This window comes from Neorhizobium sp. SHOUNA12A, from assembly GCF_023006505.1.
Lineage (GTDB): Bacteria > Pseudomonadota > Alphaproteobacteria > Rhizobiales > Rhizobiaceae > Neorhizobium.
This window is the reverse complement of sequence record NZ_JALBGV010000029.1, coordinates 1-24,924: the sequence shown is the minus strand read 5'-3', so window position 1 is coordinate 24,924 and position 24,924 is coordinate 1. Positions and strand designations below refer to the sequence as shown.

The window sequence follows — 24,924 nt, the reverse complement described above, 5'->3', positions numbered from 1 at the left end:
CAGCTTCAGCCTTTCCGGGATCGAAACGAGATTTTCCGCAGGTGTTGGAACAACAGGGGGAATGGGTTGTTCGCGTTGATGCGAAATCGGAATTTGTTGATGGAAAGGAGAGTTTCATGAAGAAGATCGCACTCATGGCTGCCATGGCAATGGTAACGACATCGGCGTTCGCACAGTCGGCGGCAGAAAAATCAGGCGTCAATTCGCTCGTGGGCGTTGCTCCGAAGACCCAGGATTTCGTGACGGAAGCTGCTACGAGCGACATGTTCGAGATCGAGTCCAGCAAGCTGGCCGCCGAACGGGCCGATGCGTCCACGAAGACGTTCGCGCAGCAGATGATCCAGGACCACCAGAAGACGACGACGGAACTGAAACAGCTCGTCGACGGCGGCAAGGTGAAAGCCAAACTGCCAACCGCGATGACCAGGGCGCAAGGGAGATCACTCAACAAGCTCAAGGGCCTCCAAGGCGCAAAGTTCACCAAGCAATATCATTCGGATCAGGAAGACGCCCACAAAGATGCCGTCGACCTGTTCAAGCGATATGGCAAGGAAGGCGAGAATGCCGACCTGAAGGCATGGGCTGCAAAGACCACGCCTGCGCTCGAACATCATCTGCAGATGGCCAAGGACTTGAACAAGTAGCGGCTATTGCACGGCTTCAGACGACGGCTGCCGCTTATGCGGCGGTCGTGAAACCGTGGACGCAAATTCGACAGGAGGGTAAGAACCGGGAGCCGAGCGCTGCGGCTGCATCTGTGCTACCATCGGCGCAGTCTCGAAGCGGAAAGGTCGCATGCCCCTTCAGCGCATCAGTTTTTATGTGCTTCTGGTCCTTGTGACCATTGCGTTCGTCGCCGTCGTCCTGCCGTTCTACTCGGCGATATTATGGGCCGTCGTCCTCGCCATCATCTTCTTTCCTCTTCACCTGCGTATGGAAGCGCTGCTGGGCGGGCGGAAAAATGCCGCTGCAGCGCTCTCCGTGCTGATCTGCCTTTGCGTCGTCATCATTCCCGGACTGGTCGTCCTCAGCTCGCTCGTCCAACAGGGGAACCTCCTCTACCAACGTATCGACAACGGCGAGATCGATGTGCGAAGGTTTTTCCAGGAGCTCCAGGAGACGCTCCCCTTGTTCGTCCGCAGTTGGCTCGAACGGATCGAGTTGGATGGCTTCGGTGCATTGCAGGATCGTATCTCCCCGGCGCTGATGCAGGGCGGAGGTTTCTTTGCGGGACGCGCCTTGAGCTTTGGCCAGAACACCTTGCAGTTCTTCGTCACCTTCGGCGTGATGCTCTATCTGCTGTTCTTCGTGTTCCGGGACGGCCAGCTGCTTGCCCGCGCCGTCAGAAAAGCGCTCCCCCTCAGCGACGCGCATACCCTTCGCTTCGCCTCCAAATTCACCGCGGTCATTCATGCGACGGTGCGGGGCAATATCATCATTGCCATCATCCAGGGCTCGATCGGCGGCGTTGCGTTCTGGTTCCTCGGCGTGGAGCCGGCCCTGCTGTGGGGCGTTCTGATGAGTTTCCTGTCGCTGCTGCCGGCAGTCGGCGCCGCTTTGATCTGGATGCCCGCGGCCATCTACCTGGCGCTCGCCGGCTTTTGGCTGAGGGCCATCGTGCTGGTTGCTGTCGGCGCCCTGGTCATCGGCCTTGTGGACAATCTTTTGAGGCCGCCCCTGGTCGGCAGAGAGACCAAGCTTCCCGACTATGTGGTCTTGATTTCCACCGTCGGCGGCATTTCGCTTGTGGGCATCAACGGTTTCGTCATCGGACCGCTGGTTGCCGCCCTCTTCATTGCCGCATGGGGAATATTCGTCGAGGAAGAGGGCACATCGGATGCCTGATGAGGTCAACGACCCGCGCCGGGCAATTTAACGACAGCCTCCGGAACATCTGTCGTCCTGAGTGGTTTGGAGGATTCGAACCATCATCATGGAGGTGAAACCATGAGTGCTTCGGGTATAGCCGTTTTCGACAAGACGTTGCAAACCACCCATATATGGCTGGATGATCTGATGGCCGATCAAGGGCTTGACCGGCAGCTTGCCTGGCATGTGCTCGGGGCGGTTCTTCACACGCTCGGGAGGATCGACCAATGACCATGACCCTCACCAGCCCGGCTTTCGCCGAAGGCGAACGCTTGCCGGACAAATATACCCGCCTCGGCGAAAACCTGATGCCGCCTTTGAACTGGGGCGGTGCGCCCGAGGAGGCTAAAAGCTTCGTGCTGATCGTGGAGGACCCGGACGCACCGAACGGGATCTTCCGCCATTGCGGTGTCTTCAATATTCCCAAGGACTGGAACCGGCTGGGCCAGAGCGCAGATACGGCGCCCGGCGGTGGCCCGCGTTTCTCGGAGAACGACTTCGGCAATGCCCGTTACGACGGTCCACAGCCGCCGAAAGGCCACGGCCTGCACCATTACCGGTTCCGTCTCGCCGCACTCGATGTCCCAAACCTCAAGGTGCCGGATCCCGCTGGGGTGGAGGCGATGTGGAAGGAGGCGCGCAGCCACCTCCTCTCGGAGACCAGTCTCACCGGAACATTCGACGTCCACTAAACGAAGGAGGAAAGACCATGAAAGTGTCAGAGATCATGTCGCGCGATGTCGAGATCGCCAGTCCCCATCAGACCGTCGCCGAAATCGCCAGGTGCATGGCCGACAGGCAGATCGGCTTTTTGCCCGTCGGTGACAACGACAAGCTCGTCGGAACGGTCACGGACCGGGATCTGGTCATCCGGGGGCTTGCCGACGGGCTTGGAGGCGATGCCAAGATCCGGGAAGTGATGACGCGGGACGTAAAGTACTGTTTCGAAGACGATGATGTCGACGACGTGGCGCGCAACATGGGCAAGGTTCAGGTCCGCCGTCTTCCCGTCGTCAACCGCGACAAACGCCTGACGGGGGTCATCTCGCTCGGTGATGCCGCCCTGGCGGACACCGCCGCCGCGGGAGCTGGATTGAAGAAGGTCTCCCGTCCGGGCGGCGCTCACGCGCACTGACAAGGAACGCAGAATCGGCGTAGCGCATCGGGACTAAACCGGCAGCCGCAGATCCTCTGCGCCCGCCTTTGCCGGCTCTCAAAAGCATGTTTTGTCGTCACCTGCCGATATAGGCCGCCAGTTCGTCCGGCGTCCCATTTGGAAAGACCTGTTTTAGAAAGTCCAAGAAAGCCGATACTCGTGCGCTGAGCAGGCGCCGAGACGGGTAGAGAGTCCATAGAGCGATCTCGGGACCGTCGATATCCCCCCAATGTACCAGTGTGCCGTCAGCCAGGTCGTGGCTCACCAACGAAATGGGAAGACGTGCTGCACCGACGCCGGCTCGCACCGCGTCCCGGATCGTGATGAGCGTAGACAAAGTGAGCACCGGCTCGATTCTAATCGTCGAGCGGCCACCGGGTGTCTTCACCTGCCATGTTTGCGGTTCGCTTGGGCCGCGCGCAACGACGGGAGCAGGGTGGTCTCCGTTCGGGCGGGGCAGAGCCGGGCTCGCCACCACAACCAGCCGGTCGCGGAGAAATGCTCGTCCGACCAGGCTTTCATCCGGATCTGGATTGACCCGGATGACCAGATCGTAGCCTTCCTCGATCATGTCCACAGGCCGGTCCTCACTCGTCACCTCAAGCCTCACCTCCGGATACTTAAGGGCAAACCCAGCAGCAATCCTGCCCATTGCGGTCTGCGAAAAATGTAAAGGTGCGCTGATCCGCAATCTCCCCTTGGGTTTTTGACCGCCCGAGGCAATCGCCGAAGCCGTCTCGTCCAGTTCTGCGAGCAACGCCCCCGTCCGCTCGAAAAGCGCCCGTCCTTCTTCGGTGAGCTTCAGGTTACGCGCACCCCGTTCAAACAGCCGCAGATCGAGACCGCTTTCCAGCTCGGCGACACGCCGCGAGAGGGTCGCCTTCGGCCGGCCGGTGGCCCTTGCCGCTTTGCCGAAGCCGCCATGGCGGGCAACGAGATTAAAATCGGCAAGCGCGACGAGATCCATTGCTGTTCCACCTGTGAGACGGTGTGTCCAAATTGCAGGTCTATCGGGTCATCAATGAACCACACATATTCGGGGTGTCAAGCAATACCAACCCGGAGATAAATCCCATGACCATTCTTGTTACCGGCGCTACAGGCAATATCGGCCGCAAAGTCGTCGAACACCTCGTCGAGCGCGGCGCCGATGTACGTGCTCTTGTCCGCGACCCATCGAAAGCGGTTTTCCCGACGGGCGTCAGCGTCGTGCAGGGCGACTTCCTCGACATCGACTCATTGCGCAACGCCATGTCCGGCGTGTCTACCCTGTTCCTCCTCAACGCAGTGGTACCGGACGAATTCACCCAGGCTTTGATCGCGCTCAACGTCGCCCGATCGGCGGGCGTCGAACGCATCGTCTATCTGTCGGTGATCCACGCCGACGTTTATGTGAACGTGCCGCATTTCGCGGGCAAGTTCGGTGTCGAGCGAATGATCGAGCAGATGGGTTTCAAGGCGACGATCTTGCGACCAGCCTATTTCATGCAGAACGATCTGATGGTCAAAGATGTCATCACCGGCTACGGCGCCTACACAATGCCGATCGGCGCCAAGGGCCTCGCCATGATCGACACCCGTGACATCGCTGAAATCGCCGCCCTTGAACTGCTGCGCCGCGAACAAGCCGCAGAACCGCTGGCGCTCGACCGGATCAACCTCGTCGGCCCAGAGACGCTCACCGGAACGGACATCGCCGCCATCTGGTCAGACGTGCTCGCCCGCCCGATCAGCTACGGCGGCGACGATACCGAGGGCTTTGAGCAGAACCTCAAGCAGTTCGTGCCCGCCTGGATGGCCTACGACATGCGCCTGATGGGCGAGCGTTTCCTGACCGACGGCATGCTGCCAGAGGCCGGCGACGTCGAGCGCCTGACGGCACTCCTTGGCCGCCCGCTCCGCCGATATCGCGACTTCGCCTCGGAAATGGGCTGAGAGCTTCGCGCTCTCCCCATTCTGGGAAGATTTCGGAAATCGCAAAAGCCCCAATTTTGCGACGTCGTAAAAATGGGTCGTATAACCGTCGTTCCGATCGGGGCTTTTGCGTAGTCATCTTCAGCGGATCATTGCCGGCAACTCGGGTGGCGTCTGTCAAAAGTCTCCGTCTTGCGATAAGTCACGCCATTCCGCATAACTCGCAGGTGTGCCATGTAGCTGACGCTGCCATCTTCGCGCGCGCGGGGTGGTCGCGCCCATGACCGCATCCTCGTTTGGCAGATGGCGATAACAGTTGGTACAATGTTGTGGCCGCATCTACCCTAGCGGATGAACCGGCGTCACACCCCATGAACTCCGTGTCAAGATGAGCGGTGTTCTGTGCGCCCGGCACTTCCCGGGATTGGTCAAGGCCGGTGACTGCGTTGCGGTCATTGCGATCGTCGTCAACTGAGGTTATTGGAGGCGGTACTTTCGATACCACTTCCTGCTTGCGGGGCTTTCCATAGCCCATGCAAATCTGCTTTCCGATCGATGGCATCTTCCGTGCTGGCCCTGATCGCCGAGGACATTGCCATCGGCGGGCGCTGGTGCGGGCCATCCGGCGTGACGGAATCCCCGAACACACCTCAACAAGGCTCGATATTCAAGCAGGCATGAACATGCCCCGACGAGGCTTCGCGCAGTTCGGGGCGTATCCGGCCGCAATGTTCGGTCGCCATCGGACAACGCGGATGGAAGTGGCAGCCGGAGGGCGGGCTGAGAGGAGAGGGGATTTCTCCCTGGATCGGCATGAACCGGCGTCGCTGGAGCGAGATCTTCGGCATGCCCTCCAGCAGCATGCGCGTGTAAGGATGCAAGGGGGATGCGAAAAGCTGTTCCGTCTCGGTAAGTTCCACGACGCGGCCGAGATACATCACTGCCACCCGGTCGCACAGGTGCCGGATGACGCCGAGATCGTGGCTTATGAAGATCATCGCAAGGCCGCTATCTTGCTTGATATCCATCAAAAGGTTGATGATTTGTGCCTGTACCGAAACATCGAGCGCGGCCACGGCTTCGTCGCAGATGAGCATGTCGGGCTTGACTGCCAGCGCTCTGGCGATGCCGATGCGCTGGCGCTGGCCGCCGGAAAACTGGTGAGGATAGCGACCCATGCTGTCGGCAGGCAGGCCGACCTGGGAGAGGATGTCGGCGACATAGTCCTTGATCTGTGGACGCCGCACCAGTCCGTGCAACACCGCAGCCTCGCCGATTATATCGCCGACGCGCAGGCGCGGGTTGAGGGAAGAGAGCGGATCCTGGAAGACCATCTGGACCTTCAGCGCGTCGCGGTTGCGTGCAAGGAAGCTTTCGTAGGGCTCATCGCGGAAACGCCGCTCGCCCGAAGAGGCCGGCAGGATGCCGGCGATCATCCGCGCCAGCGTCGATTTCCCGCATCCGGACTCGCCGACGATGCCAAGCGTTTCCCCCTCGCGCAGAGAGAGCGAAACATTGTCGACGGCGCGCAGCACTTTTGGCGGGCGGTCACGCAAAAAATGGTCCGCAAAATCGCGAAGCGGGCTGCTTCCGACGCTGAAGCTGCGTGATAGGTCCCTTGCCTCGAAGATCGTCTCGTTCACGCGTCAGTCCTCGAATGGATGGTAGCACCAGATGTGGTGGGTGGCGGATAGCTGGATGGCTGGCACCGGCTCGCTGCAGATATCCGTTGCCCGGTCGCAGCGGCTGGCGAAAGGACAGCCCTTTCCAAGCGCAAGCAGCGACGGCATGTTACCGGGAATCTGCTTCAGCTTCCGTCCCGGCACATTGCGCGAGGGGACGGAATCGAGGAGCTTGCGGGTATAAGGATGGCGTGCGGCGCCAATGATTTCCTCGGTCGTGCCGATTTCCATCGTCGCTCCCGCATACATGACCATGATCCGGTCGGCGAGTTCGGAGAGCGTCGAGAGGTCGTGCGTGATCCAGATCATGCCGAGCCCGTGCTCGTCGATCAGGCGTCGGATATGATAGATGATCTGGGCCTGGATCGTGACGTCGAGGGCCGTCGTCGGTTCATCGGCGATGATCATGTCCGGTCCGAGCAGCAGCGCGATGGCAATGACGACGCGCTGGCGCATGCCGCCCGACATTTCATGCGGATAGGCATTCAGCCGCTCGTCCGGCGAAGGGATGCCCACGGCCTTCAGCGCCTCGATGCAGCGGTCGTGCATGTCCTTGCGGGAAATGTTCTCGTGCTCGCCGATCGCCTCGTACATCTGATCGCGCACGCGCATCAGCGGGTTCAGCGTCATCAGCGGGTTCTGGAACACCATGGCGATCCGCTTGCCGCGATAGTGGCGCATCTCCTCGAAGCCGAGCGTCGTCAACTCTTCTCCATCGAGAGCTATCGAGCCGGAGACGATGCGGCCGGGTTCGTCGATCTGGCCCATGATCGACATGCCCGTCACCGATTTGCCCGAGCCGGATTCGCCGACGATGCCCAGCACCTCGCCGCGGGAAAGTTCGAAGGAAATGTCTCGCACGGATTTGATCACGCCCTGGCGTGTGAAAAACCAGGTGTTGAGGTTATCGACGCGGAAGAAGGGGGCCGTCATGGGCGGTTCCTCTAGCGGTCGAGCCGCGGATTGTTGAGATCACGCAGCCGGTCGCCGAGCAGGTTCATGGCGACGATCATCACCAGCAGCACGATGCCGGGATAGATGCTAATCCAGTATTTGTGCGAGAAGATGAATTCGTAGCCGCTGGCGATCAGCATGCCGAGCGACGGCCTTGTCAGCGGCAGGCCGACTCCGAGGAAGCTCAGCGACGATTCGAGCGAGATCGCCGAGGCGATGTTGAGTGTGAAGAGCACGATGATCTGCGGCATGCAGTTGGGCAGTACATGCCGCAGCATGATGCGCGCGGGCGAAAGCCTCAGGCACCGTGCCGCCTCGACATATTCCTTGCCGAGCTCGCTCATCGCAAAGGAGCGGGCCGTGCGGGCATAATAGGACCATTGCACGATGACGATAGCGAGCACGACCTTACTGACGCCGTTGCCGAGAATGGCGAGGATTGCAAGCCCGACGAGCAAGGCCGGAAGACCGAGCATGAAGTCGACGGCGCGCATGATGATCGCGTCCGTGATGCCGCCGCGCCAGGCCGAAAGGAGCCCGAGCCCGGTGCCGATCACCATCGCGGCGCCGGCCGCCACGAGCCCGACGAAGACGCTGATCCTGACGCCGTAGAGAATTGCCGAGAACATGTCGCGCCCAAAGCTGTCGGTGCCCAGGTGAAAGACAAAATCCGTTTCCTGATCCATGGACCTGGCGATGGCGAGAAAGGTGAATGTCGCTGGCAGCGGGCCGTTGGACGCGATTCTAACCTTGCCGCCCTCCGGATTGTCTACGGTCCACCAAGACTGGACGGGATGCTTCCTGGCACCCTCGACGGTTGCGCCGGCCGGAAGGTTGCGGATCTGCAAGTTTGCGAGCCTGGTTCCCTCCGGCTGAACGCCGACGCCGAGACAGTTCAGCCCGCAGGGCTCGGCCACGAGCGTCACGTGGGTCTTGGCTGGTGTGGCCGGCTGGACAGACGTCGCGCTGCCGTCGATGCGGATATTGGCCCTGACTTCTTCTCCCGGCAGCATGCGCGTGGAACCAGTCGGCTTCAACGCATCGGAGAGCTGAAGCTGCGTCAGGTCGTATGGGTCCGTCGGCGACAGCAGCGGTGCGAAGATGGCACAGGCGACGAAGGCCAGGCTGACCGCAAGACTGACGACGGCGGCGCGGCTTTCGGCAAAGTGCTGCGCGTAATCCTTGAATCCGGCCGTGCTCATGCTGTGCGCCGTCCCATCACGGATTTGATGCGGGGATCGATCGCCATGTGAAGGATATCGACGATGAAATTGATGCCGATGAACAGCAGCGCGGTATAGGTGAGCTGCGCCACGATCAGCGGCCGATCCAAGACCTTGATCGAGTTGATCAGGAGCTTGCCCAATCCTGGCCAGGAGAAGACCGTCTCGGTGATCACCCCATAGGCAAGCAGGTTGCCGAGTTCGATGCCGGTGACGGTGATGAGCGGAACCAGCGCGTTGCGCAGGATATGGCCGACGACGACCTTGCGGCTGCGCACGCCCTTGGCATAGGCGAACTTGACGAAGTCGAGGCGCACGATTTCCATCGTCGCGGCGCGCGTCACGCGCATCAGCAGCGACATCTTCAACAATGCCAGGCTGAAGGCAGGCATGACGATGTGCGACCAGCCATCGAGCGTCCAGAGGCTGGAGGTGATGCCGAGATGGGTCGCCACCTGGCCCCGGTCGCCGACCGGCAGGATCGGCAGGGCGATACCGAAGGCGACGATCAGCAGCATGCCCTGCCAGAAGGTCGGTATGCTGACGCCGATCAGCGAGAAGGCCATCAGGCCCCGGCCGAGCGGCGAACCCGGCCTGAGGCCTGAATAGAGGCCTGCGGGCACGGAGACGGCGATGGCGATAAAAAAGGCCACGATGCCGAGTTCCAGGCTGGCGGGCAAACGCTGCAGCAGAATGCTGACGACCGGCTCCTTGTAGACGAAGGAATATCCCCAATCCCCTTGCGCGGCATTGCCGAGGAAGGTCAAGTACTGTTGCCAGAGCGGCTTGTCGAGGCCGAGCGCGGTGATGGCCGCCAGCCGGTCGGCCTCCGATGCTTCAGACGAGATCAGGATGTCTGCCGGGTTGCCGATCAGCCAGACGCCGACGAACAGGACGATCGACAGCACGAGCGCCACGACCACGCTTTGCAACAGGCGCTGCAGCACGAAGGAGAACATCAGCGGTCGGCCTTTAGGTAGGCATTGATATTGCGTTGCTCGGCGGTCGGCATAGACCCCGCCACAATATCCTGGACCAGCGAACCGAAATGCAACGCATATTCGGCGCATATGCCGCTGGTGCTGCTGGTTTCAAGCCGCTTTTCGATCTCGACCCTGATTGCCGCGCCGCCCGGCAGCAGCGCCAACTCCTCCAGGAAGGGGGCCTTGCCGCCGGCCGCGGCCATGGCAGCGTCGTGGACCAGTTCATGGCCCCTGTGTTTGCCGAGCGTCTGGCCGAGCCGCATCATGGCGAACTCCCCGAAGATCGCTCCATGCGACAGGTCCAGATTGGCCCGCATCCGCTCCGTATCCACATGCAGGTCGCGCACCAGTAGTTCGGTCCGCACGAGGATTTCGGAAATGGCGGCGATGACCTCAGCCAGCCCGTCCTCGAACATCTGGTTGGCGCTGCCGTCCGATTCGAACGGGCGGTATGCGGCCGCCATCAGCATTCCGGCGCAGGAATAGAGCTTGTTGCTGTTAGCGATGATGCCGTAGCAGAGGATCGGGTTGATCTTCTGCGGCATGGTAGAGGAGCCGATGGTGCCCTCGATGCGACCTTCGTGCAGCTCTCCGTATTCCTCGGAGGAACTCTGGTAGATCTCCTCGGCGATCTTGTGGCAGATGGAGGCTATCAGGCTCAGCGCATTGACATATTCGCACATGTGGGTGCGGATCGCCCGGGAGGGAATGGCCATCTCGCCCATGCCGAGAAGAGCCGCCACGCGCGACTGGAAGGCCGGCCCCTGCCTGCCGAGGGCCGAGAAGCAGCCGACCGCGCCGCCGCTCATCACCACGAAGGCTCGCTTCTCGGCCTCCTTGAGCCGGTCCGCGGCCTGGAGGAATTCCTCGATCCACACAGCCACCTTGAAACCGAAGGTGATCGGCACCGCGTGGCGATAATGCGTGCGTCCGGCCATAACGGTGTTGGCATGGGTGCGGGCATGGTGGCCGAGATGTTGAAGGATGTTGGCGAGAAAGCCGTCCAGCACCGCCTGGGCGCGCTTGGCGAGCAACAGCAGTCCCGTCTGGATGATGTTTTGAGTGGTGATGCCCCAGTGGACATAACCGCCGTGCTCGGAGCCGCAGAGCCGGACGAGTTCATTGATGAGCGGCATCAGCGGATGGCGGGTTGTCCGATAGGAGGCATCCAGGCGTTCCATGTCCAGGAGCTCGTAACGACAATGTCCGGCGATCGCCTCCGCTGAAGCGACCGGGATCATGCCGAGCTCTCCCTGGGCCAGGGCCACGGCCTTTTCGACGTCCAGGAAGGCCTGGTACATGGCCGGCGCTGCGAATGCCTCCCTCAGTCCCTGGTAGTCGTATTGTGACGTGAGGGCGTCGTTGAATTCTGTACCCATCTGGCTTTGCACTTTCATAAAAACAGGGCAGGGCCGGCGTGAAATGCCGGCTCCACCGGCCGTGCGTCATTCGGGACGTGCGGTGTAGAAGATATTGGTCAGGTTGGCGTTGGCGTCGTAGTGAACGCCGTTGCGCACCCCCCAGACGCCGAACTCGTGGTAGAGCGGCACGTAGCCGTCGTCCTTGTAGACCTGGGCCACGGCGGAGCGGATCAGATCTTCCCGCTTGGCGTCGTCGAGCGTCGATTGCGCGTCTTCGAGCGCCTTGTCGGTGACCTTGCTGGAATAGCGTCCGCGGTTTGCACCGCCCCAGCCGCGATCGGGATTGCGGGTGCCGGCGAGGTTGATCATCTGGCTCAGGCCCTCGCCGGTATCGGCTGCGGCACCGGCGAGATAGAGGCTGAACTCGTAGGCGCTGGCCTTGGTGAAGTAGATGCTAAACGGGAAAGTCTCCAGCGTCACGTTGAGCCCGATCTGCGAGAGCATGGCGGTCACCGCCTGAGCGACCTGGGCGCCGTTAACATAGCGGTCGCTCGGCGCGTTCAGCGTCAGGGAAAAACCGTTCGGATACCCCGCCTCGGCCAGCAGGCGCTTGGCCTCCTGCGGATCGAAGGGAGAGGGCTGCAGGTCGGGATTGTGACCGAAGACGCCGTCAACGATGATCTGACTTGCCGGCCCCGCCATGCCCCCCATCACGGTCTCGGCGATTTGCTCGCGGTTGATGGCGAGATTGAGCGCCTTGCGGACACGCGCGTCAAGGAAGGGGTTCTTTCCGTTGGTACCGGAAACCTTCGGTGTCTTTTCCTGGCCCTGATCGGGCAGCAGGAAGATCAGCAACGTCGAGGGCATGGACGACAGGTGGTGCTTGCCCGACGACTGGATGCTGTCGATGGCATTGATCGGTACGGCATTGATGACATCCACCGATCCCCCAAGTAGGGCGGCGATGCGGGCGCTGTTGTCCGGCAGGGATTTGATCAGCACGGAATCGTAGGCGGCCGGGGTGCCGTAATACTGTGCGTTGCGCTCGAGTTCGATCTGGACGTCGGGCGTGAATTTCCTGACGCGGTAGTGGCCGATGCCGGGGGAAACCTTGCCGTTGTTGAAGCCGGCCGTTTCCAGCCAGTTGTCGTTGCCGCAGGTCTTGTCGTCATAGGTCAGCGTGCGGCCGGTCGGGTTCTCGACGATGCCGATATTGCTCAAGCTGCGCAGCAGGTTCGGGTCGGGCTTCTTGGTGTCGATCTCGATCTTGCCGTCGCCGGCATCCTTGATGCCGCTGATGGTGGAAATGAAGCTGCTGAACAGGCCGGGGCTGTTTGGCACATTGCGCACCCGGCACATCGAGTAGATCACGTCGTCGGCGCCGAGCGGGCTGCCGTCGTCGAACTTCGCCTTCGATTCGAGGGTGATGACCCATTTGGTATCGCCCTGGATCTCCCATGATTTCGCAAGGCGCGGCTCGACGCCGCCGTTGACGCCGTTGGCGTAAACGAGCGCGTCCGAGATGTTTTCGCGGAGATCGAAATTGTAGCCGGCACGGTGGAAATGCGGATCAACCGACGTGGCGAGCGCGGCAAGACCCACGCGCAATTGTTCGGCCGAAGCCGCGACAGGGGCAAGTGACGTCGCAGCCGCGATCGCCAAGCCGAAAGATGCCAGTGATAAGTTCTTCATGGTCCTCCCTCCCATTCATTCCGCGGGGACCGTATCGTCGGATCGCCGGCGGAAAAATCGAAATTTTTTGAATTCGATTGAGTTTTTCTCAATTGAACGCTAGAGAAGCGGAGGGAGGAAAACATCATGCAAAGAAGGCGCAGGGACCTGCCGCCGATGACCTCGCTACCTGTTTTCGAATCGGCGGGGCGGCACATGAGCATCGCCAAGTCGGCGGACGAGCTCTGCCTGACGCCCGGCGCGGTCAGCCGGCAGATCCAGAATCTGGAAGCATTTTTGGGCTGCGATCTCTTCGAACGAACGCACCGAAGAATAGCCTTGACGCCCGCCGGAGAAGTCTATTGGGCGAGAATCCACGCGTCTCTTGGCGATATCCGCGCCGTGACAAGCGATCTCTCGGTCAGCGTCGATCGCCGGCCGCTGGTGATCGGAAGTCCGCGCGTCTTTCTGCAGAAATGCATCATGCCGGTGCTCGGAACGCTTTACGCGCGCCGTCCCGACATCGTCGTGAAATTCGTCACCGGCGGGCATGATGTGGAAGGGCTGGACGGCATGATCCATGTGGGCGAGACGGTCGGAAAAAAAGGATTCGTATGCGAGATATTGGGCGACGCGGATCTCACTCCGGTCTGCAGCCCGGCCTATTTGCGCCGCGCACCCCCTCTCAAGACGCCCGACGATCTGGAACATCATACCTTGTTGCGATCGGCGGAATTCACCCGCAACTGGGAGCGCTGGCTCGGACCGCGTGCGCCAAGAATATTCTCAAATACCCGCTTCATCGATCTCGAAAGCTCTGGCCTCGAACTGACGGCCGCCGTCGAAGGACTCGGCATTGCCATTGTCCGCCAGAAGCTGGTCAAGCAGGAGCTAGCGGACGGTCAGCTCGTTACTCTGTTTGAGAACGAAATGGTGCATGAGCACTATTTATTCATGTTCGCCGATCCGAAGCTTCGGTCCGAGAGTTTCCGGTTCTTTCGCACCTGGCTGAGAGATGCGGTGATGGAATAGGGCGGCCGATGATCCGGTCCGCCTCAACTGGCATCAGCGCCCCAGTCTCCGCATACACGATGTCTAGCCGGAAACGGTACGCTAGCGGCGACGGACTTTCATGCCGATTGGCTCAGTGAACACGAGTCCGCCGGTGTCTGTCACAAGCAACAACACCGCACCGGGCTGAAGAGCAGTCCGGTGCTTCTATCCAAGGGCAAGTGCGCGGACGTAAGGCGGATCGTATAGCTCGACGAAGAGGCGAGATTGCCAATGCCGACAGCATCCCCGAGCCGCGGCGGCGCGGCTTCGCGAGTTCCCGCTTACGCTTCTTCATCCACGCAGCGGCCGCCGGCCGTCTGTTAAAAGTCTCCGTCTCGTGATAAGTCACGCCATCCCGCATAACTCGCACGCGTGCCATGTAGCTGACGCTGCCATCTTTTCGCGCGCGGGGTGGTAGCGCCCATGACCGAAACGGACGGATTTGGTACAAGATGAGCTTGAACAAGACGGAGAACAGAGTGCTCCAAGAGCCCGTAAAACAAGAAAAAAATAGATATATCAAGGCTCCTGTTTTCGCCGTTGCGCCGATGATTGATTGGACGGATAGGCATTGCCGTTTCCTGCATCGGCAGTTGTCGAAGGATGCGCTGCTCTATACCGAGATGGTGGTGGCCGACGCGATTATTCATGGGCCGCGCGACAGGCTCTTGTCTTTTTCGCCGGCCGAACATCCGGTTGCGCTGCAGCTCGGCGGTTCGGATCCGGCAAAGCTTGCCGAGGCGGTGCGGATCGCGGCCGATTACGGATACGACGAGATCAACCTCAATGTCGGCTGCCCGTCGGACCGGGTGCAGTCGGGCACTTTTGGCGCCTGCCTGATGCGCGATCCGGCGCATGTGGCCGACCTCGTTTCGGCGATGAAGCGGATGTCGAGCGTGCCGGTCACCGTGAAATGCCGGATCGGCGTCGACGACCAGGAGCCGACGGACGTGCTGCCGGATTTTCTTGCCCGGGTGATTGGCGCCGGGGCCGATGCGGTCTGGATTCATGCCAGAAAAGCCTGGCTGCAGGGGCTGTCGCCGAAGGAAAACCGCGAAGTGCCGCCGCTCGACTACGAGCTGGTCCATGCCATGAAGCGGGAAAATCCGGACGTGTTCATCGGCATCAACGGCGGCATCGCCGATCTGGAACAGGCGGCCAACCATCTCGCCCATATGGACGGGGTGATGCTCGGTCGCGCCGCCTATCACAATACCGGAATGCTTGCCGGCGTGGATGCGTTTCTGGCAGGTGGCGGTCGCGAAGGGGCTCGAATCCCGGATGTCGACTGGCCGGCGCTCCGCGATACGATGATGGCCTATGCGGCGGAGCTGATCGGCCGGGGCGGGCGGCTGCATCATGTCACAAGGCACATGGTCGGGCTCTTCCAGGGGTTTGCCGGCGCGCGGCGGTTTCGCCAGATCCTCTCTACCGATGCCACGCGGCCCGGTGCCGGACCGGAGGTCATCGCGGCAGCCTTTGCGGCGGTGGATATCGACGGCAGCCCTCGGGTTCAACCCGAGGAGAAGAGGCTGGCGGGGTGAGGGCGGAGATTTTCGAGTTCCCATCGGACACACTCCTCCCTTGGCGATCCTCGGTTTCTTTTCGTTATCCTCGGGGTGAGCAAAGCGAGACCCGAGGATCGGACGGGGCGCTGAAAGCTGCCTCGTAAGGTAAGTAATAAATGACACCTCTCAGCGCCCCGTTCGGCGGTTGATATCTGTAGCGCGCAAAATCGAATGGCACGACGCGCAGGATCATTTGGCAGCAGAAACCTAACTTCACACCCACAGCGCGCTGACCCATTTCTACCCCATCCGCAGGGGGGCGGATCCCCTTAACTTACGACCATCCCAGCTCGCCAGTACGTTTTCGATGATGATGTGGTAATGTTCCTTGTCGATCGGTGAAGCCTTATGTGCTCCGGCATTCGATTCGGTGCATGCGGACAGCCTGAAGCCATGTCCGGGGAAAGACGTCGGGCATTTGCGTTTTCCTTGTGGACTAGGAGGGGGGATCTTGGAAACTTCAACGAGCGGCCGTAGACGGCAGGAAAGGATATCGAACGGGTTGTTCGGTTATCTGGGGTTCGTGGTGGCCGTCGCGCTGCTCTTGCCTGTTCTAAGCCGCCTCAAGCCAATCAGGATCGACTGGCTGAGCGACACCGGCCGCATATTCCTGCCGTGGGCTATCGGCTTGGCTCTCGTGTTCGTCTTCTTCAGGCGCTACATTAGAAGGTGTTGTACCGGAGTTGCCGGTTGGCTGTCCGAAGCGCCATCAGATCGTAACCGTTGGGTCGTGGTTGGCGTCTGCCTTCTGATATTCACAAGCTATTCATGGCAGCTTCACATCGGTATTGCTCACCGCGGAGTACCTGGATGGATTTATGCGGGACTTCCCGACATCATCAAGCCCGATGCCCCGGAAAGCCTATCCATGCCACCCGACGTGGAGCCTGCCGTCTTCGCATCCGCACTACAGCCGGCCGTCCTGCCCTTCATCCACAGGAGCGGCTATGCCACCAGCGAGGTTATGTTTCTGCACTTCAAGGACGGCTCCATCCGCCCCGGAAACAATGAGCTGGCAATGGTGAGCTGGCCGAAGGCTACCTTCGGGGTGGAAAACGGCCAAGTGGCGCACGAGAAAGAGTTCTTCGAAATCATCCGGCACAATTTTGTAAACCGTCGTGCCGGCGGCTTCATGATACCGAACCGAGTCGCCTACCCGAGCCACCTCAATTATCAGCGCATCGACTACACCAGCTATCCACCGGCAAGCGAGCTAGTCTCCGTTTCGCTTTGGAGTATGACCGTGCGGGTTGATCACAAGTCCAAACAGATGAACGTGGTTGGTGCCGCCAAGATCGCGCAGGTGAACGGATGATCGCGAAATTCTTTGGTCCCGTCGACTTCTACGGCCGGCCGCGCCCTGTCGTCGCCCTTCATTGCTACATCATTCAGGCCGGCGCCTTTGGTTTGGCTGCCTATCTGTTCATGTCGTGGGACTTTTCCGGTCTGGCTTACATGCCCCCGGAAGCGTTCGGACGTGAAGCGCGGCCGCTGCTGTTCAGCTATTGGAAGACGCCCTGGCTCTACTGGACCTCGTTCCAATTCATCTACGAGCTCATCCCTCGCCCGTCCGTCGCCGTTCTTCACGCGTTCCAGATGACGACGATTGGCGCCCTCCTCTGCGGTCTGCTCGGGATATTTCCCCGGCTGGCGGCTTGGGTCGCTCTCTTGCTTGGTGCTCATCTCATTGGCTGGTTCCTGCTCGGAAGCGACACGATGGACGCCTCGGCGACGGTCATGCTTTTCATGCTGTTTGTCGTCGCGCTGTTCCCGAACGAGGCGTACTACAGGATCGGAAAACCGGCCAACCCGCTTACCCTGAGCACGACCTTTCACGGGCCTGTGTTTGTCCTGCTGTTCTTTATGGACGCCTACTATTTCTATTCCGGCCTGAACAAGGTCATCGACATTGGCGCGCTGTGGGTCATAGATTCCCGGCTCGATCTGTTCTCCATCGCTGCGATCGAGAAGTCCCTTTTTGTATCGACGTGGTCAACGAGCCTATGGTTCAGCTCGTTTCTGTCCTTCAAGGCGCTTGGTGACATCGCCGCATTTCTGGTATTTGCTCTGGAACTTGCCGCGCCGATCGCGTTGTTTTTCCCGAGATTGAGCCCCGCATTCCTAATGTTCTTCGCGAGCATGCATCTCAGCATCTATCTCTCGCATAGCTACGGCTACTGGACGAACACCGGAGCTGACTTCATGCTGCTGCCCTATACCGCGATAGTGCTGTCGATAGGCCGGGCATGGAGACGGCGCCGCAGCGAGACGGTAGCCCAGCAGCCGGCCGAATAGGTCGTGGCCCGCCATGCAACTTAGAGGGCCGGCCATGCGATCGGCGTGATGCCGCCAATGAACTCTTCAATGGTCGGCGGAGCGATCTCGCCCGCCTCGGCGGCGGCGAGTTGCTGGAACATGTGGATCAAGGCAGAATCCCGCCACGCGATGAAGGCTTCCGCCTCCGCTGCCCATTGCGGATTGGTGCTGCCGGCGTAGCTGACGATGGTCAACCGGTTGTCGTATTGCCGTTGAGCCGCGACAGCGTCGAGATGAGTATCGAAAGCCGTCTTGTAGTGATCGATCGTCGGCATCTGGCCGGCGATCATCGCATTCCCGAATAACCTTGGCGCCATCACCTCAACTCCATTGCATGACGACACCGGAAACGGCGACGTTCTTATTGTTGGCAGTGTCGATTTCCCACTTCAGCGAGCTGCCGGAACCAAGGCTGGCGAGGTTGATATTGTTCGCCTCGTAGACCCTTGGAAGGAACTGGTATTGCGCCCACGTCAGAACGGCGGTTGCCCATGTGACCCCGCCGTCACGCGACATCTTGGCGATAACGTCTGTGTTGATCGTAGTGGGATCAATCTCGACAAGCTGAACCGCGATGCGGCCTGTCGTCGGTACTGCGGCCGCCGCATAGGCCACAGATCGCAGCGCCATATTGGCGTATGCTCCGGCAGAGGATTTAACTTCAATGGCCGTCACCACGGGCGTCGAACCGGTAGTTAGGGTGTAGCCTGAGACATCAGCTGTGCCCGCCTCGTCTACCGCGCCGTCCTTGCTTAGGCCTGCGAACGTCACTCGGACTGGAGTGGTTGAGATGGTGTCCATGTCCCATGCGTCTCCACTCGCGGCAGCACGACCGAAGAACATGTTGGTAATCGCCTTGGAAGCGCCGGCAGATGGTCCGACAACTCTGATGCGAACGAATGTGCCGGCGGCAACAAGCCCGGCAGCGGCATACCTGATCCGGTACTTGCGTTGCGTGGCAATCGACGCATCATTCGTAAGAATGATTGAATGGACCACAGTGGTCGGCGTTGGAGACGGCGAAAACCAATCGTTTGCCGCATCATAGACCTCATTTGTTGAAGCCGCCGCATCGACGCCTGTCGCGTCGTCGAAAGGGTCAGCAACGCCGTTCCTCATCCCAAGGCGCACACCCTTCAGGTCGGCGACTTCGAGCGCCAGCAGGGCGTCATTCCTGCCGCCGGAATTTACGAGAGATTCAATTGCCGCCTGCACGGTCGTCGGAGCGCCAGGAAGGTTCGCCGTCGCATTGCTGAACACGACATCGAGCGCCGTCGTCGCAAGCCAGGATTTAGCCTCGGCACTGGTGAGCGCTTTCAGGAGCTTGCCCGAAGTTCCGCTATAGCCGACAAGCGCCCCATCCACGGAAACCGCCGGACCGACAACCAGACCCGAAGCAGGTTTTCCGCTATCTCCAAGCAACTTTCCAGACGTACCGCTAAATGATGGAACATTACCATTCGCTACGCCACCATTGGGTCCGACCATATCGCCCGTGCCCGTACCGTCGATCCCCCTTCTGGCAGCGAGCTGCCAATAGGCGTTGGCGGTTGTCGGAAGCACCGGAGGCGCGTTGCCCGTCGTCGCCTGAAGCGCGACCCATGAAGAACCGTTATCGGTGACCATGTCGCGAGGATCATAGGCCGTGACGCTGGAATAGTCGCCGCGCGGGTTTATCCCGGTCCTGCCGGCGGGAATGGTGAAGGTGATTTCGTAAGGGTCAGCCGGTTCCCCGCTGCCCGTCACGACCATCCCGGCATTGGTGCCGGGCAAGCCTGTCACCACCGGCTGAAAATCGATATCAGGTGCCGGACCCGCAGGACCAGGGCCATAACCGAACGGCCCGGCCCAATCGCCGGAAGCGGCGGAAGCCTTGATGTAGAGCCTTGCCGGATTGGTATCGATCGCCAGGAAGGCGAAACCTTCCGGCCGCTCGTTATAGGTCGTGAGTTCGGCAAGATCTCCCGTCGCATCATAGCGGTAGAGCGTTCCGGCCTCCATCGCGACCAGGAGCCGGGACAGTATATTGCTATTGGTTTCGAGTTGGTCGCTGAAGGCGGTGGCGCGAAGCAGGGCATACGGATAGGTGCCGGTCGCGCCGGACCACTCCAAAGCCGCAATCGCCGCCGTGTCGCTTTCGATCGAGACGAGCGGAAGAGCATTGCCTTGCGCCCCGACATAGATCGTGCCGCCGGCCACCTGCGCAATCGCCCAAGCAGTGCCGATCCCGGTCACGGAATTGCTGCCGTTGGTCAATTGAATCGATCCGGTCGTGTAGTATTCAGCCATGCGAGAAGAACCCTTATAAGGCCGGGATGCCGAGGATGAAGTATCGAATGCCGATGATCGCATCGGGCGGGTAATCGAAGACCCACTGATTATTCTGGTTCGTGCGCTCAAGGCTTGGATTGCCGTTGAAGGTCCAGAACGTCGCCTGCGATCCGCTCAGCACGCAATAGGTCGAGTTGCCCTGATGATACTGCAGCTGGTTGTTATAGTTTTCGGTGATGAAGGTCGCGGCCGGCTTAGCCGAGAAGCCGTTGACGCCATCGACATGCAGCGTCGTATATTTGACGAACGGAAACAGACCGAAGTTGTTGAAGTTGACGGTAAAGGACTGCCCCGGGTTGACGCTGGCCGGAGGAGTGTAGTTCGGTTGGCCGTCAATGATCTGGTAGCCCTCAGCGAGGATCTGCAGTGCCGGCCAACGACTGTCGAGGACCACATCCGCGAAACTCGGATTCGCCGCCGCGCCAGGGCGCAGGAACTGCACCACATCCTGCGATCCGTCATTGAACTGCCTGAGTACCTCGTTGCCTCCGGAAGTCGGTGGAGTGCCGTCGAAAGCCAAGCATCCCCAAAAGCCGATGACGGATGTTTTAGGGCAAGAGCTTCAAGGAAGACTGAACGGGCAGGGTAAGGGAAGCGTATTGCGGCCCGGCACAGATGTGCCGGAACGGGGCGCGGCGTTTTTTCGGTTGCGGCCGGGCGTTTTAGGCGGTCGGCGGCATTGACCAGATCGAAAGGAACAGCGGGTAGGATCGCCGCTTTCCAACCGGCGGAGAATGCGGGTGATGGCGTCGCGGCGTCGATTTGGCCGACGAGGGATCGCTGCGGCCGGCAGCGAGCCGTCCGGGCCGGCGGCGGTTTCCGCCCGCGTTTCGGAGCGTTTCGCACAGGCCGGCGATGAGGGGCGGTCTTTCCGGATTTCCTGGAAACAGATCCGCCACGGGCTGTGGATCGCCGCGCTTGTGTTTCTCGTCGTCGGCAAGGTGTTTTTTGCCTTCCGCGACGACCAGGTGCGCAAGCAAGCTTCCGAGGCGGTTCGCCTTGCCTGCGCCGACCAGAGGATGTCGTTTGCCCGCAGCGCCTATGTGAACTGTCTGATGCGGGTTGAAGCCGGCGGCAAGCCATGAGGCGCCGGCCGCAACCCGCATCGCCAATCTTTCAGGATTTCCGACGGTTTGGGCCGTGATATCGAATTGACCCTCGCTCCGGTCGTCTACCGATTTGCGGCCGGCGGAGGGCTTCGGGACGCGAGCAGGTGCGGCAGTCTTGACCCTCCCCTTGTGGGGAGGGTGGCCGGCAGGCGGGAGGGGTTTGCCGGGCAAAGCCCTCCCTGAGCGGGAAACCGCGCTACTCGGCCGCCTCCGCGTAAGTCTCCAGCGGCGGGCAGGTGCAGACGAGGTTGCGGTCGCCATAAACGTTGTCGACGCGGTTGACCGGGGACCAGTATTTGTCGACGCGGAAGGCGCCGGGCGGGTAGCAGGCCTGCTCGCGGGAATAGGGGCGGTCCCATTCGCCGACCAGGTCTTCCACCGTGTGCGGGGCGTTCTTCAGCGGGTTGTTTTGCCGGTCCATGCGACCGTCCTCGATGGCGCGGGCTTCCTCTCGGATCGCCAGCATCGCTTCGCAGAACCGGTCGATCTCGGCCTTGGTTTCCGACTCGGTCGGTTCGATCATCAGCGTGCCGGCGACCGGCCAGCTCATGGTCGGGGCGTGGAAACCGCAGTCGATCAGGCGTTTTGCGACATCGTCGACGCTGACACCGGCCGAGACATTGAGCGGGCGCGTGTCGATGATGCATTCATGCGCGACGCGGCCAGATTCCGACTTGTAGAGCACGTCATAGGCGCCCTTTAGGCGTGCGGCGATGTAGTTGGCGTTGAGGATCGCCACCTTGGTCGCCTGGGTCAGGCCCTCGCCGCCCATCATCAGGCAGTAGGACCAGGAGATCGGCAGGATCGACGGCGAGCCGAAGGGGGCCGCCGAAACTGCACCCTCACGGCCGTCCGTCGCCGGGTGTCCGGGGAGATGTGCCGCCAGATGTGACTTGACGCCGATCGGACCCATGCCCGGACCGCCGCCGCCATGCGGGATGCAGAAGGTCTTGTGGAGGTTGAGGTGGGAGACGTCGGAGCCGATGTCACCGGGCCGGGACAGGCCGACCATGGCGTTCATGTTGGCGCCGTCGAGATAGACCTGGCCGCCGTGGGCATGGGTGATCTCGCAGATCTCGCGCACCGTCTCCTCGAAGACGCCGTGGGTCGAGGGGTAGGTGATCATGCAGGCCGAGAGGTTCTCGGCATATTGCTCGGCCTTGGCGCGGAAATCGTCGAGGTCGATATCGCCGTTGTCGCGGACCTTGACGACGACCACCTTCATGCCGACCATCTGGGCGGAGGCCGGGTTGGTGCCGTGCGCGGAAGTCGGGATGAGGCAGACGTCGCGGTGGGTATCACCGTTGGCGATGTGGTAGTTGCGGATGGTCAGAAGGCCCGCATATTCCCCTTGCGCGCCGGAATTCGGCTGCAGCGAGAAGGCGTCGTAACCGGTGATCTGGCAGAGTTTTTGCGACAGGTCGTCGATCATTTCCTTGTAGCCGAGCGCCTGGTCGGCCGGCACGAAGGGGTGGATGTCGGCAAATTCCGGCCACGTGATCGGCAGCATTTCGGCCGTCGCATTCAGTTTCATGGTGCAGGAACCGAGCGGGATCATCGCCCGGTCGAGCGCCAGGTCCCGGTCCGAGAGCCGACGGATATAGCGGGTCATCTCGCTTTCGGCGCGGTTCATGTGGAAGATCGGGTGGGTCATGTAGTCGGATTTGCGCAGGAGCGCGATCGGCAGGCGCCAGGTCGGCTCGAAATCCGAGACCTTGAAATTGCCGCCGAAGGCACGCCAGACGGCTTCGAGCGCCGCGGGACGAGTGCGCTCGTCGAGCGACATGCCGATGCGGGTTTCGCCGACTTTGCGCAGGTTGACGCCTTCGGCGACCGCGGCGCGCATGATCAGGCCCTGCATGTGGCCGACCTCGACGGTGATGGTGTCGAAGAAGGTGTCGGGGTCGATGGTGTAGCCGAGCTTTTCCAGGCCCTTGGCCATCAGCACGGCCTTGCGGTGGACCTGCTGGGCGATCGCTTTGAGCCCGTCCGGGCCGTGGAAGACCCCGTACATGGAGGCCATGACGGCCAGCAGGACCTGGGCGGTGCAGATGTTCGAGGTCGCCTTTTCGCGGCGGATATGCTGTTCGCGGGTCTGCAGCGACAGGCGGTAGGCGCGGTTGCCGCGGCTATCGACCGAGACGCCGACCAGGCGGCCGGGCATGGCGCGCTTGTGGGCATCCTTGACCGCCATATAGGCCGCATGCGGGCCGCCGTAACCGACCGGCACGCCGAAGCGCTGGGAGGAGCCGATGGCGATGTCGGCGCCCATTTCGCCGGGGGATTTGAGGAGCGTCAGCGCCAAGGGATCGGCGGCGACGGCGGCGACCGCGCCGGTCTGGTGCAGGCGGGAGATCAGGCCGGTGAAATCGCGGACATGACCGTTGGTGCCCGGATACTGGAAGATCGCGCCGAACACGTCGACCGGATCGAGATCAGTCATCGGGTCGCCGATGATAACGCTCCAGCCGAGCGGCGCGGCGCGGGTTTCGATCAGCGCGATCGTCTGCGGATGACAGGCGGCATCGACGAAGAAGGCCGGCGCCTTCGATTTGGCCTGGCGCTGGCAGAGCGCCATGGCTTCGGCAGCGGCGGTCGCCTCGTCGAGCAGCGAAGCATTGGCAACGTCGAGGCCCGTCAGGTCGCAGATCATCGTCTGGAAATTGAGCAGCGCCTCGAGGCGGCCCTGGCTGATTTCCGGCTGGTAGGGCGTGTAGGCCGTGTACCAGGCCGGGTTTTCGAGAATGTTGCGCTGGATGACCGGCGGGGTGATGGTGCCGTAATAACCCTGGCCGATCAGCGAGACGAGCGCCTTGTTGCGGTTGGCCGTATCGCGCAGCTTGTCGAGCGCCTCGCGCTCGGTCAGCGCCGGGCCCCAGGCAAGCGGGGTCGTTTGGCGGATCGAGGATGGCACGGTGGCGTCGATCAGCGCGTCGAGGCTTTTGTAGCCGACGATTTTCAACATCTCGGCCATCTCGGCGGGCGAAGGGCCGATATGGCGGCGGTTGGCGAAGTCGTAGGGCTGGTAGTCGGTGAAATGGAAATCGGTGCTGTCGGTGGTCATGCGATCAGTTCCTGGTAGGCGGCCTCGTCGAGCAGCGCGTCGGCGTCGGAGGCGGTCTTGAGCTTCAGCTTGAAGAACCAGCCTTCGCCTTGAGGATCGGAATTGACGATCGAGGGATCGTCGACGATCGCCTGGTTGACCTCGGTAACTTCGCCGTCCAGCGGACAATAGACGTCGGAGGCGGCCTTGACGCTCTCCACGGTCGCGGCATTGCCGTCCTTGGTCAGTTCGGCGCCGACTTCCGGCAGTTCCACGAAAACGAGGTCGCCAAGCTGCTCGGCAGCGTGAGAGGTGATGCCGACGGTCGCGACACCGTCTTCGAGCTTCAGCCATTCGTGTTCAGCGGTGAATTTCAGCATGGTTCTCTCCGGAGGATTATCGTTTGTAGGTGGGGGTGACGAAGGGAAGGGCGGCGACCGTGACGGGCAGATATTTGCCGCGCACCTCCGCAAAAATCTGGCAGCCAGGTTCGGCAAAGCGGGTCGGCACGTAACCCATGGCGACGGGGCCTTCGACCGAGGGGCCGAATGTGCCGGAGGTGACTTCGCCGAGTTCGGTCCGGCCCTCAGCCTCGGCGTAAAGTTTTGCATGTGCGCGGACGGGCGCCTTGCCCTCCGGCTTCAGGCCGACGCGGCGGCGGGAGGTGCCGTTCGCCAGCTCGTCGAGGATG

Annotated in this window: 23 protein-coding genes and 2 pseudogenes; 12 read left to right on the top strand and 13 right to left on the bottom strand. The window is 61.4% G+C overall.

Annotated elements, in window-relative coordinates:
* The first annotated feature begins 116 nt into the window (after positions 1-116).
* The 5 genes and pseudogenes from MOV63_RS15005 (at position 117) to MOV63_RS14985 (ending at position 3,004) form a co-directional block, all read left to right on the top strand.
* On the top strand, positions 117-644 hold the full coding sequence (locus MOV63_RS15005; protein WP_247034521.1) for a DUF4142 domain-containing protein: 528 nt from the start codon (positions 117-119) through the stop codon (positions 642-644).
* A 151-nt stretch (positions 645-795) separates the two neighbouring features.
* The gene (locus tag MOV63_RS15000) at positions 796-1,845 is read left to right on the top strand and encodes an AI-2E family transporter (protein ID WP_038543193.1); all 1,050 of its coding nucleotides are present in this window, start codon (positions 796-798) and stop codon (positions 1,843-1,845) included.
* A 102-nt stretch (positions 1,846-1,947) separates the two neighbouring features.
* Positions 1,948-2,082 (top strand): annotated as a pseudogene (locus MOV63_RS14995) (DUF2267 domain-containing protein); the annotation flags it as partial.
* Between the two features lie 14 nt (positions 2,083-2,096).
* Positions 2,097-2,561, top strand: coding sequence for a YbhB/YbcL family Raf kinase inhibitor-like protein (locus MOV63_RS14990; protein ID WP_247034519.1), 465 nt, complete (start codon positions 2,097-2,099; stop codon positions 2,559-2,561).
* Positions 2,562-2,578: 17 nt separating this feature from the next.
* The gene (locus MOV63_RS14985; protein ID WP_038543186.1) at positions 2,579-3,004 is read left to right on the top strand and encodes a CBS domain-containing protein; all 426 of its coding nucleotides are present in this window, start codon (positions 2,579-2,581) and stop codon (positions 3,002-3,004) included.
* 97 nt (positions 3,005-3,101) lie between these two features.
* Here MOV63_RS14985 and MOV63_RS14980 read toward each other — a convergent pair whose 3' ends face one another.
* Positions 3,102-3,992 (bottom strand): LysR family transcriptional regulator, encoded by an 891-nt coding sequence (locus tag MOV63_RS14980; RefSeq protein WP_247034517.1) that lies wholly within the window; start codon positions 3,990-3,992, stop codon positions 3,102-3,104.
* A gap of 107 nt (positions 3,993-4,099) precedes the next feature.
* Between MOV63_RS14980 and MOV63_RS14975 the strand changes: the two genes are divergently transcribed.
* Both MOV63_RS14975 and MOV63_RS14970 read left to right on the top strand, forming a co-directional pair.
* A complete protein-coding gene (locus tag MOV63_RS14975) occupies positions 4,100-4,960 on the top strand; it encodes an SDR family oxidoreductase (protein ID WP_247034515.1) in 861 nt (286 codons plus the stop codon).
* A 313-nt stretch (positions 4,961-5,273) separates the two neighbouring features.
* Positions 5,274-5,414 (top strand): annotated as a pseudogene (locus tag MOV63_RS14970) (N-alpha-acetyl diaminobutyric acid deacetylase DoeB); the annotation flags it as partial.
* 175 nt (positions 5,415-5,589) lie between these two features.
* Here the strand turns inward: MOV63_RS14970 and MOV63_RS14965 are convergent.
* The 6 genes from MOV63_RS14965 to MOV63_RS14940 all read right to left on the bottom strand — a co-directional run bounded on the left by MOV63_RS14965 (position 5,590) and on the right by MOV63_RS14940 (position 12,834).
* The gene (locus MOV63_RS14965) at positions 5,590-6,582 is read right to left on the bottom strand and encodes an ABC transporter ATP-binding protein (protein ID WP_247034513.1); all 993 of its coding nucleotides are present in this window, start codon (positions 6,580-6,582) and stop codon (positions 5,590-5,592) included.
* Positions 6,583-6,585: 3 nt separating this feature from the next.
* Positions 6,586-7,554, bottom strand: a complete 969-nt coding sequence (locus MOV63_RS14960; RefSeq protein WP_247034511.1) for an ABC transporter ATP-binding protein — start codon at positions 7,552-7,554, stop codon at positions 6,586-6,588.
* A gap of 11 nt (positions 7,555-7,565) precedes the next feature.
* Entirely contained in the window at positions 7,566-8,777 is a 1,212-nt protein-coding gene (locus tag MOV63_RS14955; RefSeq protein WP_247034510.1) for an ABC transporter permease, read from the bottom strand.
* Entirely contained in the window at positions 8,774-9,757 is a 984-nt protein-coding gene (locus tag MOV63_RS14950) for an ABC transporter permease (protein WP_247034508.1), read from the bottom strand. Before MOV63_RS14950 ends, MOV63_RS14955 begins: the two co-directional genes overlap by 4 nt.
* Positions 9,757-11,160, bottom strand: a complete 1,404-nt coding sequence (locus MOV63_RS14945) for an adenylosuccinate lyase family protein (protein WP_247034506.1) — start codon at positions 11,158-11,160, stop codon at positions 9,757-9,759. Before MOV63_RS14945 ends, MOV63_RS14950 begins: the two co-directional genes overlap by 1 nt.
* 66 nt (positions 11,161-11,226) lie before the next feature.
* On the bottom strand, positions 11,227-12,834 hold the full coding sequence (locus MOV63_RS14940; protein WP_247034505.1) for an ABC transporter substrate-binding protein: 1,608 nt from the start codon (positions 12,832-12,834) through the stop codon (positions 11,227-11,229).
* A 126-nt stretch (positions 12,835-12,960) separates the two neighbouring features.
* Here MOV63_RS14940 and MOV63_RS14935 point away from each other — a divergent pair, with 126 nt between their 5' ends.
* From MOV63_RS14935 to MOV63_RS14920, 4 genes are all read left to right on the top strand, one after another.
* A complete protein-coding gene (locus tag MOV63_RS14935) occupies positions 12,961-13,845 on the top strand; it encodes a LysR substrate-binding domain-containing protein (protein ID WP_247034503.1) in 885 nt (294 codons plus the stop codon).
* A 473-nt stretch (positions 13,846-14,318) separates the two neighbouring features.
* Positions 14,319-15,410 carry a tRNA dihydrouridine(20/20a) synthase DusA gene (gene dusA / locus MOV63_RS14930; RefSeq protein WP_258719205.1) on the top strand — a complete coding sequence of 364 codons (1,092 nt, stop codon included), beginning with the start codon at positions 14,319-14,321 and terminating at the stop codon, positions 15,408-15,410.
* A gap of 475 nt (positions 15,411-15,885) precedes the next feature.
* Positions 15,886-16,749 carry a hypothetical protein gene (locus MOV63_RS14925; RefSeq protein ID WP_247034501.1) on the top strand — a complete coding sequence of 288 codons (864 nt, stop codon included), beginning with the start codon at positions 15,886-15,888 and terminating at the stop codon, positions 16,747-16,749.
* Positions 16,746-17,729: a hypothetical protein gene (locus tag MOV63_RS14920; protein ID WP_247034500.1), complete on the top strand. Its 984-nt coding sequence runs from the start codon at positions 16,746-16,748 to the stop codon at positions 17,727-17,729. Before MOV63_RS14925 ends, MOV63_RS14920 begins: the two co-directional genes overlap by 4 nt.
* A gap of 20 nt (positions 17,730-17,749) precedes the next feature.
* Here the strand turns inward: MOV63_RS14920 and MOV63_RS14915 are convergent, their stop codons facing one another.
* Genes MOV63_RS14915 through MOV63_RS14905 form a run of 3 tightly spaced genes read right to left on the bottom strand, consistent with a single transcriptional unit; the run spans position 17,750 to position 20,601 of the window.
* Entirely contained in the window at positions 17,750-18,067 is a 318-nt protein-coding gene (locus tag MOV63_RS14915) for a hypothetical protein (protein ID WP_247034498.1), read from the bottom strand.
* Positions 18,068-18,071: 4 nt separating this feature from the next.
* Positions 18,072-20,039, bottom strand: coding sequence for a hypothetical protein (locus MOV63_RS14910; RefSeq protein ID WP_247034496.1), 1,968 nt, complete (start codon positions 20,037-20,039; stop codon positions 18,072-18,074).
* Between the two features lie 13 nt (positions 20,040-20,052).
* A complete protein-coding gene (locus tag MOV63_RS14905) occupies positions 20,053-20,601 on the bottom strand; it encodes a hypothetical protein (protein ID WP_247034495.1) in 549 nt (182 codons plus the stop codon).
* Between the two features lie 223 nt (positions 20,602-20,824).
* Between MOV63_RS14905 and MOV63_RS14900 the strand changes: the two genes are divergently transcribed.
* Positions 20,825-21,166, top strand: a complete 342-nt coding sequence (locus tag MOV63_RS14900; protein WP_247034494.1) for a hypothetical protein — start codon at positions 20,825-20,827, stop codon at positions 21,164-21,166.
* A gap of 220 nt (positions 21,167-21,386) precedes the next feature.
* On the opposite strand, the gene gcvP is transcribed toward MOV63_RS14900, so the two are convergent.
* The 3 genes from gcvP to MOV63_RS14885 form a co-directional block, all read right to left on the bottom strand.
* The gene (gcvP, locus tag MOV63_RS14895) at positions 21,387-24,254 is read right to left on the bottom strand and encodes an aminomethyl-transferring glycine dehydrogenase (protein WP_247034493.1); all 2,868 of its coding nucleotides are present in this window, start codon (positions 24,252-24,254) and stop codon (positions 21,387-21,389) included.
* Positions 24,251-24,613 carry a glycine cleavage system protein GcvH gene (gene gcvH / locus MOV63_RS14890; protein ID WP_247034492.1) on the bottom strand — a complete coding sequence of 121 codons (363 nt, stop codon included), beginning with the start codon at positions 24,611-24,613 and terminating at the stop codon, positions 24,251-24,253. The genes gcvP and gcvH overlap by 4 nt, the downstream gene beginning before the upstream one ends.
* Before the next feature lie 16 nt (positions 24,614-24,629).
* Positions 24,630-24,924: glycine cleavage T C-terminal barrel domain-containing protein (locus MOV63_RS14885; protein WP_309500830.1), on the bottom strand; the 295-nt coding region annotated here is incomplete at its 5' end.